The sequence below is a fragment of the Dyadobacter sp. CY323 genome, from assembly GCF_021390245.1.
In the GTDB taxonomy this organism is placed as follows: Bacteria; Bacteroidota; Bacteroidia; order Cytophagales; family Spirosomataceae; genus Dyadobacter.
On record NZ_JAJUXH010000003.1, the window covers coordinates 147971 to 160568 of the forward strand.

The 12598-nt window shown below is 43.0% G+C and carries 9 protein-coding genes and 1 tRNA gene; all 10 read right to left on the bottom strand.

Annotated elements, in window-relative coordinates:
• Window position 1: 1 nt before the first annotated feature.
• Entirely contained in the window at window positions 2-1108 is a 1107-nt protein-coding gene (locus LZG72_RS06750) for a cytochrome c oxidase subunit II (protein WP_233869239.1), read from the bottom strand.
• A gap of 21 nt (window positions 1109-1129) precedes the next feature.
• Window positions 1130-2488 (bottom strand): quinol:cytochrome C oxidoreductase, encoded by a 1359-nt coding sequence (locus LZG72_RS06755; RefSeq protein WP_233869241.1) that lies wholly within the window; start codon window positions 2486-2488, stop codon window positions 1130-1132.
• Window positions 2489-2524: 36 nt separating this feature from the next.
• Complete coding sequence (locus LZG72_RS06760; protein WP_233869244.1) at window positions 2525-3145, bottom strand: cytochrome c; 621 nt, start codon at window positions 3143-3145, stop codon at window positions 2525-2527.
• Window positions 3145-3675 carry a DUF3341 domain-containing protein gene (locus LZG72_RS06765; RefSeq protein WP_233869247.1) on the bottom strand — a complete coding sequence of 177 codons (531 nt, stop codon included), beginning with the start codon at window positions 3673-3675 and terminating at the stop codon, window positions 3145-3147. Before LZG72_RS06765 ends, LZG72_RS06760 begins: the two co-directional genes overlap by 1 nt.
• Window positions 3676-3707: 32 nt before the next feature.
• Complete coding sequence (nrfD, locus tag LZG72_RS06770) at window positions 3708-5141, bottom strand: NrfD/PsrC family molybdoenzyme membrane anchor subunit (protein WP_233869250.1); 1434 nt, start codon at window positions 5139-5141, stop codon at window positions 3708-3710.
• A gap of 52 nt (window positions 5142-5193) precedes the next feature.
• Complete coding sequence (locus LZG72_RS06775) at window positions 5194-8277, bottom strand: TAT-variant-translocated molybdopterin oxidoreductase (RefSeq protein ID WP_233869255.1); 3084 nt, start codon at window positions 8275-8277, stop codon at window positions 5194-5196.
• Window positions 8278-8326: 49 nt separating this feature from the next.
• A complete protein-coding gene (locus tag LZG72_RS06780) occupies window positions 8327-9610 on the bottom strand; it encodes a c-type cytochrome (RefSeq protein ID WP_233869258.1) in 1284 nt (427 codons plus the stop codon).
• Window positions 9611-9881: 271 nt separating this feature from the next.
• A tRNA-Cys gene (locus tag LZG72_RS06785) sits at window positions 9882-9955 on the bottom strand.
• An 84-nt stretch (window positions 9956-10039) separates the two neighbouring features.
• Window positions 10040-11860, bottom strand: coding sequence for a 30S ribosomal protein S1 (rpsA, locus tag LZG72_RS06790; protein WP_233869262.1), 1821 nt, complete (start codon window positions 11858-11860; stop codon window positions 10040-10042).
• A gap of 205 nt (window positions 11861-12065) precedes the next feature.
• On the bottom strand, window positions 12066-12575 hold the full coding sequence (locus LZG72_RS06795; RefSeq protein WP_233869265.1) for an HNH endonuclease: 510 nt from the start codon (window positions 12573-12575) through the stop codon (window positions 12066-12068).
• Window positions 12576-12598 lie beyond the last annotated feature (23 nt).

The following is a 12598-nucleotide window of genomic DNA, read 5'->3' on the forward strand; positions in this document are numbered from 1 at the left end:
ATTAGCGTAGACTTGTACTCGTTCCTGCTGCTCCCACAGAACCTGATGAACTATCAGCCGGGGTTGCCGCTTCTGCCGGCACATATTTCATTGCCTTGGCCTTCAAATTCTCAGGTACTTTTGCAAGATATTCAGGGTAAGTCTGGAGGAAAGTAGCTTGCTCCGCACACCATTTTTTATAAGAAGCCTCGTCTTCTACGATCAATCTCATTTTCATGGAAAAATGACCTTGACCACATACCTCTGCACAAGCAATTTCGTAATCAAATTTTGGGTCATTTAATTCAGCTCGCATGTCAGCCGTAGTCTTATCGGGAACGAACCAAAACTTGGTCGGCATACCAGGAACCGCATCCATTTTAACTCTCATGTGCGGAATAAAAACACTATGTAAAACATCCCGGGCCCGGATTCTTAACAAGATAGGCCTGCCAACCGGAATATGCATTTCACTTGGATTGGTAAAGTCATCGAAAGAATTCTCGTCAGACAAGTCAATACCAACCTCATTCTGTGCGTCGATCAGTTTGTAATTATAGTTACCAAGTTTATTGTCACTTACACCAGAATAACGGGCAATCCAGTTGAACTGCTTGCCAGTAATTTCGATCACCTCAGCGTCTCGCGGTGCATCAGACGTAATATCAGACCAAGCCTTCCAACCAGTAAATACCAACAAAGCCATCACAATTGCCGGAACAATCGTCCAGATTAATTCAAGTCGGTGATTTTCAGGATAAAAAGATGCCCGGTGGTCTTTCTTATGCTGATACTTCCAGGCAAAGAAGAAGATCAAAAAGTTTACAATGATGAATGGGATAGTTAAGATTCCCATAGAGAACCAGAACAGGTCATCAGTACGTCTCCCGTGTACGGATGAAGCCTCAGGTAGAAAAAACTCTCTGGCGTGCAGGTACGACCAAGTAATAGAAACCGCGCCCACAATCAGAACCACGATAAACATAGCCCCATTTACCTTATTTCCACTTGTATCAACTTCGGTGGAATCAGACTTATTAATACTCTTAAGTACATTTTGCAACCGGGAAATCACAACACCTGTGAGAACCACGAAAACAAGAGCAACTAATGCGATAATAATATACATGATAATAGACTGGTTTTGCAATTAGGCAATATCGTGGTGCAGAGACTCTTCCAACATTGGATGGTTTCTTGGTATTAAATTCGCCTTTTCCAATTGACTGGCAATGGAGTAGGCAAAGGCACAAAGGAATATCAGGAAAAATCCCCATTCCAAGGCACCGAGCTCAGCTCCGGCTCCCACCGTTCCCGGCATTATATTCGTATAAAAATCCATGTAATGACCAATAATCACACTCCAACAAGCGACTTTAAGAATAGAATGTGTAAACTTAGAGTCCCTCGTCATTAACACCAGGAAAGGAAAAAAGAAATTCAGAAACAGGGTAATAAAGAATGGCGCCTTGTAGAATCCGCCATAGCCCCGGAAACGCTCCAGGTAATAAATCGTCTCTTCAGGAAGGTTGGCATAATAAATTAGGAGAAACTGCGCGAACCAAACATATGTCCAGAAAATACTAAATGCGAAAATGAATTTTCCAAGATCGCGCAAATGACTTGCATTAACGGCACGCAGATATCCGCGTTCTCTCAGCATTACAACTGTTAGCGTGATAACGGCAAGTCCAGCTACATGCCAGCTAGCAAGGGTGTACCATCCAAACATGGTGCTAAACCAGTGGGTATCTATGGACATTATAAAATCCCAGGCTGAGGTAGATGACGTAACCCCAAATACAACCAAAAATGCTGTCCCAAAACGGATAGACTTCTCATAAAATTCAGTACCACCGATCTCGTCCTCTTGTAAAGACAGATTACGTATGACACGCCACAATCCATACCATAATGCGAAGTACAGTACCAATCGGCCAACAAAAAATGGTGTGTTCAGATAGCCTCTTTTACCAGCAATGATTTTATCATACTCAGAACCACCCACTTCATATAGTCCCTCATGAGTCCAGTGGAAAAGATCATGACCGCCAAAGAAAAAAGTAACCAACAAAACGATTCCTGTAAAAGGAAGAAACGCCGGTAAGGCTTCGGGCACTCTTTTGAATACTGCTGACCATCCCGCCTGCGCCAGATAGTTATAAGAAATAAAGAACATTCCAATAACCGAAATTCCGGCAAAGTAAACGCCATTAACCCAAAGGTTTGCCCAAATCCTCGCTACCCAGCTTTTTGCGTGATGTCCTTCCGCGGCAGCAGCAGCCTCATGCCCACTCGCGGCATGTTCTGCTGTGGCGTGCCCGATTGCATTCGCGGCATGTTCGGCACCGTGTGCCGCAGCCTCATGTCCTCCGCCAGTAGCTGCCAGGTAAGCTCCCAATGCAACAAGAGCCAATCCTACGCCGCCACCAATGAGTAAATTCCGTTTAGCTCCTGATGTGAATTCAAACCGTTCTTCAATAGAAGGAATCGAATGTGCTGATGCCATTATTTAAATCAATTTCTCTGTTAATCAAAAATATACTTATGCGCCTTTCTGTAGTTTTTGTACATAATGTACAATCTTCCAGCGTTCCTCAGGATTAATCTGAGAACCGTGAGGCCACATGCGAGCTTTACCGTGCGTAATTACGTGGAAAATATGACCTTCGTTTAAATTCTTGTAAGCATCACTCGCGTAGTTTGGAACACCTTTATACATGGCCCCAACTTTACCGTCACCGGTACCTGTCGCTCCATGACAGTGCTGGCAATATCTGTCATATAAAACTTTTCCTTCGGCTAATGTCGATTCATTAAGCGGAATTGGATTTTTTAAAACTCTTGCGGAAATTGTAATGCTGTCAGCTGGTATATTGTAAACCATTAAGTCAACCGTTGCGGAATCAGTCTGACCAAATGAGGTCTGGTAATTTCTTCTTGCCACTGTACCTTCAACTGGAAGCCTCATTGTCAAACCCATTGGGTTGATCGGATTCGCCTTTTCTTGTTTATAAGGCTCATAACCAACCGGCAAATACATGTTTGGAGCATATTCTTTACCCGGATCGTTTGGATCCTTTTTACAACCGGCAGTAACCAGCAGAACAGCGGCGATTAACAGATATTTATTCAAACTTTTAAATTTCATTGCGTAAAACTCCATTAAAATTGTTTAATGTTTACTTCCTCTGCGCCACTGTCTTTCAAAGCCCGTGATATCTCCTCTTCACTCATTGAGTTTCTTCCCAGATCGATCGCCATGACAAACTTGTTATCGGTAGAGCGAACATCAAATCTGGGATGGAAATGCGTACCTGGCCCAAGTCCATTTGATATAAAAAATGTGATAACCATGCCAAATGCTGTAAACAGTACAGTAAGCTCGAAAGTAATCGGGATATAGTTTGGAATAGAAATCGGATCCTTACCCCCGATAATCATCGGCCAGTCAATGCCCATTGTCCAGATCATCAGCGTTAGAGCTGTAATACATCCTGTCACACCAAACATAAAAGCAGCGATCCCGATTCTTGTTCTTGGGTGGCCTAATGCCTCGTCCAGCCCGTGAATCGGAAATGGAGAATAAACTTCTTTAATTTTCACTCCCGCTTTTCTCAGCCTAGGCACTGCGTGAAGAACGGTGTCGTCATCGTCATAAACTCCGACCAAATATTTACCAGATAAGTCTGCCATACTATTACTTAATTAATATCTGTATATCTCTTTTATTCTTTATCAGAATTGAAAACCGGCTCTGCCGTCCCGCGTTGTCTCACCTTTGCCACCCCGGCAATTTTTGCTGGCAACTGGGCAGAGGTTGAGCGAATAACTGACTTCACTTCAGCCATATTGACCACCGGCAAATATTTAGAGAATAGCAAGAATAAGGTAAAGAACAATCCGAATGAGAAGATGTAGTCACCAATATCGAACATCGTCGGCGAAAACATAGCCCAGCTCGAAGGCAGATAATCTCTGTGCAGAGATGTTACAATAATTACAAATCGCTCGAACCACATTCCAATATTCACAACTACTGAAATAAAGAATGTAAAAGTGATGCTGCGACGTAATCTTCTTGACCAGAATAGCTGTGGAGAAATTACGTTACAAGTCATCATGGCCCAATATGCCCACCAATAAGGTCCGGTCATACGGTTGAAGAATGCGTAATATTCATACTCAACCCCACCATACCAAGCTATAAAGAACTCGGTAATGTAGGCAACACCAACCACCGAACCGGTTAGGGTAATCACCTTGTTCATTGTTTCAATGTGCTCCAGTGTTATGTAATCCTCGAGACGGTAAACTACCCTGGTGATTAACATCAGGTTTTGAACCATTGCAAATCCGGAGAAAATCGCACCGGCAACAAAATACGGAGGGAAGATAGTTGTGTGCCAGCCAGGGATAACGGACGTAGCAAAGTCCATACTTACAATGGTATGAACTGAAAGTACGAGTGGTGTAGAAAGACCAGCCAGGATTAAGCTAATATATTCATATCTGGACCACGTTTTTGCCGATCCGTCCCAACCCATTGCAAATGTTCCGTACATAAGACGAGAAATTTTGCTTGTCGCACGATCACGGATCGTTGCAAGGTCAGGTATTAGACCGATGTACCAGAAAACCAGTGAAACTGAAAAGTAAGTACTAATCGCGAATACGTCCCAAACCAGTGGCGAGTTAAAATTCACCCAAAGAGATCCAAATGCATTAGGTAAAGGCAAAGCCCAATAAGCCATCCATGGACGCCCCATGTGCATTAAAATAAAAGATGCCGCGCAAATTACCGCGAAGATCGTCATCGCCTCAGCTGCACGGTTAATAGAAGTTCTCCATTTCTGACGGAACAGCAAAAGGATGGCAGAAATCAAGGTACCTGCGTGACCGATACCTACCCACCATACGAAATTTGTGATATCCCATGCCCAACCTACCGTCTTATTTAAGCCCCAAACACCAAGACCCTCCCACCAAGTCCAGGCAAGACACACCGATCCATAAGCCAACACAAGCAATGAAATCCCGAATGCAATCTTCCATTCTTTCGTTGGGGCACCCTCAACGTGGCGACATATATCTTCCGTTACGTCTGCGTACGTCTTCCCACCTTGAATCAGGGGCTCTCTTACAGGTGAAGTAACATGCATACTACTAGCTATTTATAATGATTTAATCTTCAAAATTTAGAACTAACGATAATTAAGCGTGCTCTTTTTCTTCGGCCACCTTAACAACAGCATCTTTATTACGGATTTTGGTCAGGTAGGAAACTTGCGGACGAACGTTGATCTCTTCCAACATATGGAATGCACGTCCTTCTCTCTCAACTTCCAGTAACTTAGAAATTCTGCTTTCCGGATCGTTCATATCACCAAATGTGATCGCGTTTGTAGGGCATGAAGATGCGCAGGCAACATTCACCTCGCCATCTACAATACGTCTTCTCTCTTTTTTGGCAGTAAGTTTTGCATCTTGAATTCGGTGCACGCACATCGAGCATTTCTCAATTACTCCCCTTGAACGAACCGTCACGTCCGGATTGATCACCATTTTACCAAGGTCATTGTTAAAATTGTAATCAAAATTGTCGTTGTCAAAATATTTGAACCAGTTGAAACGGCGTACTTTATATGGGCAGTTATTTGCACAATATCTTGTTCCTACACAACGGTTGTAAGCCATTTGGTTCAAACCTTCTGAACTGTGCGTTGTTGCTAATACCGGGCATACCGTTTCGCAAGGTGCATTATTACAATGCTGGCAAAGCATCGGCTGAAAAGTAACTTCAGGATTTTCAGAAGCAATTTCCAAGCCTCTTAAATCTTCCGCGTCAGCATCACTGCTGTAATACCTGTCGATCCTTAACCAGTGCATTTCGCGACTGTTGATAATTTCCTGGCGACCTACAACCGGAATGTTGTTTTCAGCCTGACAGCTTACTACGCAAGAACCACATCCAAAACAGGTATTCAGGTCAATTACCATACCCCACGAATGGTTCTTATATTTATGCCCATTCCAAAGAGACAAGTCGGTAGCGTCCACAGTACCTTCCGAAGTAGGTATTTTTGGAACAAATCTTCCTGCCATCGGATCTTTTTGGAAATGAGCTAAGACAGTTTCCTGCAAAACTGACTTACGGTTCATCACCGTATTATGTGTTTGGGTCTGAGCAATTTCTCTCGTCTCGCCGGTTTTTGAAACAGTTACTTCGCCAGGCGCAAAAGATAGAAATCCGTCCGAGAAAACAGCTAATGGGTACACGTTCTTACCTACTCCATTCGCCGATTTTCCAGCCTTCTCGCGTCCGAATCCAATTGCAATAGCAACTGTTCCATTCGCTTGTCCAGGTTGAATGATAACTGGAACTTCAACTGATTTTCCTTTCATTTCAACCTTTACCACATCACCTTGGGCTAAGCCCAATTCTGTGGCTGTTTTTTGAGAAACACATGCGTGGTTGTCCCAGCAGGCCTTTGTCACTGGTTCAGGAAGTTCCTGTAACCAGGGATTATTTGCCGCAAAACCATTTCCAAGCGCTACGTTCTCAAACAACGTAAGTTCGATAGCGGAAGAGGACGCTTTATATTTTTTTGAAATGCTTGAAACCGCAGCACTTAGATTACCTGAAAATGTTGCACCTGAACTTGCTACGGCACCTGCGGTATCGTAAACGCCATCGTGCAATGACTTAATCCAAAACTGCTCGAAATCTCCGCTGGTAAAAACGTTTTTTCTCCAGTAAGCCTTAACATATTCGTGATAGTCAGACTGAAGTCCTGCCCACTTCAGCAGGCTTGATTGAGCTTGACGGGTATTGAAAATAAGACTGATCGTAGGCTGCGTAAGGCTATATGACCCTGCCACAGGTTCCGCATCGTTCCAAGATTCCAGATAATGAGGCGCAGGGCAGATGTATTTAAATAGGGAAGAAGTTTCATCAGCACGATCATTAAAAGAAACGCTCAATGACACTTGAGGTAAAGCTGCTGCAAGTTCAGCGCCACGTGGATGGTCATAAACGGGATTCGCTCCATACAAAATCAGCGCTGAAACTTTTCCACCTTTAATTTCATCTACCAATTGATTCATCGCAACGTCATTTCCCTGACGGAAATTAGCTGGCTTATCCAGATTGATTGTTGATCCGTAGCTACCTAAAAGACTATTTAGCGCATTGATCACCACCTGTACAGATGGATCGTTGGTACCGCTTACAACCAAGGCCTGACCTTTCGCTGCGATAAGATCAGCAGCGGCTTTATCGAGATTAGAAACCTCGATCGAAGCTGAGGGCACAGACGCTCCACCAAGCTTCGAAGCTACTTTATTGTATAATGCAGCCGCAATAAGTCCAATTTGTGAAGGTTTCACCGCGGTGCGATAATCTGCATTCGAACCTGTCACAGAAAGTGCCGATTCGAACTGGTAATGCCTAGACATTTCCTTTTTGCCACCTTTGTCACTACTAACCCGGCGTGTTTCTGCGAACTGTGCTGAGAAAGTATCCGGTGAAATCCAGGTTCCCAAAAAATCAGCATCAATGCCGACAATTACTTTCGCTTTACTAAAATCATATGAAGGGAAAACAGCCTTTCCGAATGAAAGCTCATTCCCTTTTAATATTGCCGAAGAAGAATTAGCATCATATACAACATGCGTTGTGGTAGGATACTTCGTAGTGAAATCAGCAATGACTGCTTTTGTCGACGGGCTTAATATAGTAGACGACAGTATACGGATTGCACCACCCTTAGCAGCTATTTGAGAGAGCTGTGACTGAATGTCTTTGTCGACCGCCTCCCAGCTCACTTTCGTGTCCTCGCCTTTTTTCGGGCCTTTTAATTTCTCGTTATCATACAGACCCAGAAGCGATGCATGTACACGGGCGCTTATACCAAAAGAAGTTTTAGACAATGAGTTCGGCTCGATTTTCACAGGCCGACCTTCACGCGTCCTCACAAGAATACTTGCATAATCTCCACCCTCAGAATAGGTGGACGCATACCAGTTTGCGATTGTTGGAAACTCGCCTTCTGGTTTATTTACATAGGGTATAGCTTTCTTAACAGGCGTTTCGCAAGCTGCTAGGGAGACAGCTGCCATTCCAAAACCAAGAACTTTCAAAAAATCACGACGGTGTGTACCAACTCCATCGACCAAACTCTCGTATTGGTTTTCAGTTGGTCCGACTCCAAACTCTGAACTAGCTGCTTTTACAAATTTTTCGTCGTTCCGCAACTCTTCAAGTCCCCGCCAGTATCTTTTATTAGTATTTTCCATAAAACTATTCAATACAAATGAGTTGTATTCAGGTATTAATTTCTATTGATCAATAGTGGCACTTCGAGCATTCCAAACCTCCAATATCCGCAACCTTCAGCGCCTCTTTACTTTCAGATGCATGCAACTGCACTAATTTATCGTAATACTGATTATCCTTCGTATTCACTTCTGTTTTACGATGGCAATCGATACACCAACCCATCGTTAGCGACGAGCGCTGTTGTATCACTTCCATTTTCTCCACGTCTCCATGACAGTTCTGGCATTCAAGACCTCCTACGTTTACGTGCTGCGCATGGTTGAAATAAGCTAGATCTGGAAGATTATGCACGCGGACCCATTCAATAGGTTGATTATTCTCAATGGAAGTATAAATCTTCTGAATTTCAGGCGATTCTTTCTTGATAACACCATGACAATTCATACAAATGTTAGCAGATGGAATATGTGCAGATTTACCTCGGTTAACACCGGTATGGCAATAGTTACAGTCGATTTTATATTCGCCTGCATGTAATTTGTGAGAGAATGAGATAGGTTGCTTTGGTGCATATCCCTGCTGAACACCTACACTATACGCACCATCCAAAGTTGCCTTCAAAACTAGCAAAACGAAAATCCACAGTGTCGCAGAACGAATTGCCGGATCAATAGAAATCCGTTTCAACGAATTCCCAAGACTAGTCATAAAATCCGGCTTGGTAGTATCTGTAACTTCGCCACTAACTGCTTTTGAAAGTAATGATACAATGACCACCAAAACTCCCAATACGAGTAGCATCACTACAACCAGTGCAGCGAGAACAATCATAAAGAGATCTGATGGACCTTCTCCTTTTGATTCACCACCAGAAGCACCACCTACTGCTGCTGCGGCAGCGGCAGGAGCCGCCGTTGCGGCCTGATCAACGTAAGCGAAAATAGATTTAATGTCATCATCAGACAAGTTAGGGAAACTTGTCATCTGTGCCTTTGCGTACTCATTGTAGATTTTAACCCCGTAAGGATCACCTGAAGCAATTACAGCCTGTGAATTACGGACCCATTTAGAAAGCCAGCCGAAATCGTGACGCGAACTGGCACCTTTTAAACCCGGGCCTACTACACGTTCATCAGTAACTGCGTGGCATTGCGCACAGTTATTTTTAAAAATTGATTCACCTTTGGCTGCATCACCACCGCCAGCCGGAGCTGCAGCGGTTGCTGTGCTATCTTGAGCAGATACGAAGCTGGGCACACTTAATAGCAAAGCTATTACTATAGCAGTAAAGATTTTTGAGTAACTAAAGTAGGAACAAAACTTGGCGTCCATACGGAATGATATATTCATAATCAACTATTCATTATTCTTCAACAGACAAAACTAGTTCACGATTGGTTATCCACAAAAGTATTTTGGCGATATTTTAAACCGCCTTCTTATTTATAATTTGTCTAATTTATCAGGTATTTTCTGGTTCTATTCTCAGGTAACCTCACCTTGATTATCAGGCATTTAACACAAAAAATACCATTTGGTAACCTACTTTTCAGGTTTATCCAAATGGTATTTTTTGTGTATTTATTTGTGCAGCAAAACAGCCAGATTTGCCTTGCATTGTTGGAGGTTCCGAGCGGATTCGAACCGCTGTACGAGGTTTTGCAGACCTCTGCCTAGCCACTCGGCCACGGAACCAAATTTGGATTAGCTGCTGCCTTTTGGACGGCAGCTAATCCGGGTGCAAAAGTATCAAAAAATTGAACTAGTCAATACTATTACTTACTTTTTTCCTTTCTTTTCGCTTTCCTCCATCTGTTCTTTCAATGCAGATAGTACGCTAAGATCTCCGAATGTAGATTTTTCAGCGTCTTTGTTTGAATTGTCCGAAGAAGGAGTCGATTTAGCAGGAGCCGCTTTCGGAGCTCTTTCTTCTTTCTTCTCGTCCACAGCAGGAGCGGCTTTAGTAACTTTAGAATGCGTCAAAACGATTTTTTTCTCGTCCTTCAAAAATTCAAGTACCGTAAAATCAAGGCTTTCACCTACTTCTGCAAGCGTACCATCTTCTTTTGCAAGGTTTTTAATTGCAGCCACACCTTCAATTCCGTAAGGAAGCTCAAGTGTTGCGAATTTATCACCTTTTGCAACGATTGTAGATTTATGTACAGAACCAACCTCGAAGATGCTTTCGAAAGTATCCCAAGGATTTTCTTCCAATTGTTTGTGACCCAAAGCAAGGCGACGGTTATCAGCATCAAGTTCAAGAACCACAACTTCCAGTTCATCACTCACTTTCACGAAGTCAGATGGATGTTTGATTTTCTTGGTCCATGAAAGATCTGAAACGTGTACAAGACCGTCGATTCCTTCTTCCAGCTCAATGAACAAGCCGAAGTTTGTAAGGTTACGAACAACACCTTTGTGACGTGTTCCGATCGCATATTTCTCTTTCAGAGAACCTTGAGTCCAAGGATCTTCCGTCAATTGCTTGATACCAAGAGACATTTTGCGTTCCTGACGATCAAGTGTCAATACAACTGCACTGATCTCGTCATTCACATTCATGAATTCCTGAGGATTGCGCAGGTGCTGTGACCATGACATTTCAGAAACGTGGATCAAACCTTCAACACCAGGCTTAATTTCAAGGAAAGCGCCGTAATCAGCCACATTTACAATGCGACCAGTCACTTTGGAACCAACCTGAATTTCTTCTGCCAAAGAATCCCATGGATGAGATTGCAGTTGTTTTAAACCAAGTGAAATACGTTTCTTCTCTTCGTCGAAATCCAAAACAACCACGTTCAGTTTCTGGTCTAGCGACAACAGATCTGATGGGTGGTTGATACGTCCCCACGAAATATCAGTAATGTGCAACAGACCATCCACGCCACCCAGGTCGATGAATACACCGAAATTGGTCATGTTTTTGATCACACCTTCAAGTACCTGACCTTTTTCAAGGTTGTTCAGGATTTGCTGGCGCTGTGCTTCAAGATCTTTTTCGATCAGTACTTTGTGAGAAACAACCACGTTATCATTTGCGTAGTTAATTTTCACTACTTTAACCTCCATACGTTTTCCTACAAAAATGTCGAAATCGCGGATTGGTTTAACGTCAATTTGAGAACCTGGCAAGAACGCCTCAATGCCGAAAATATCAACAATAAGACCACCTTTAGTTCTTCTTTTAACGTTTGCATCGATTACAACATCCTCATCAAACGATTTCTGAATGTTATCCCATGCAGTGATTACTTTCGCTTTTTTGCGTGAAAGAACAAGCTGACCTTGCGCATCTTCCTGATTTTCCACGTAAACTTCTACTTCGTCACCGATTTTCATTCCGGGAATATCACGGAACTCATTAGATGATACAATACCATCCGATTTGAAACCGATATTAAGAATCACTTCGCGATCCGTAATACCAACAACAACACCTTTGACTACTTCTTTTTCCTGAACAGGTGAAATAGTGGTTTCATACATTTGTTCCAAACGATCACGGTCAGCATTTGAGTAGCCTGTACCGAAACCTTTGTCTGCTGCTTTATCCCAATCGAAATCAGGAAGTGGTTGACTTTGTTTTTCCTTAGACATAAATAGGAATTATCGCTCTTGTGTACATCAGCTGCCGAGCTAAATAGCTGAAAATTAGTTAAACAAGTATTTTTTGGAAAATAAGAGCGCAAAAGTACCTCTTTCCGAAAAAAATTCCGAAAGAACTCAGAGATTTATTTAAATGGGGAGAGATGAAAGTACCGGTCAGGAAGGGTTCCGGCCAAGGGAGGGTAATGCGGCTTACTTAAAAAGCTCTTTCTTTGCTTCCCAGATATGGAAGCCATTCGTCATCTGCAAGACCGGAAAAATCACGGATAAACATCAGAAAAGATGGGCGAAATGGACGTTGTTTTAATGGCATATCGATTTCCTCTGGCGTGTGGTCTCCTTTTCTCGAATTACATCTTTTACATGCAGTCGCCAGATTGTCCCAGGTAGTCTTACCGCCTCTTGATTTCGGGATGACGTGATCCAATGTAAGATTGTCGTGCGTCCCACAATACTGGCAGCGATTACCGTCCCGCTTAAAAAGATTTTGCCGGGTCATAACCACGCCTCTATATGGGATATGAATATAGCGGTTAAGGCGAATGACAACCGGCATGGGATACTGATCGTTGACGGTGCGCAGGTACTGCCTTCGCGATTCGGCCAGCATTTCGGCCTTATTCATGTAGACTAATAGGAACGCTTTAGGAACCGTGCAAACACTTAGTGCGCTATAATCTTGATTAAGAACCAGTACTTTACCCATGAGTCCTCGAGGTATTTAATTCC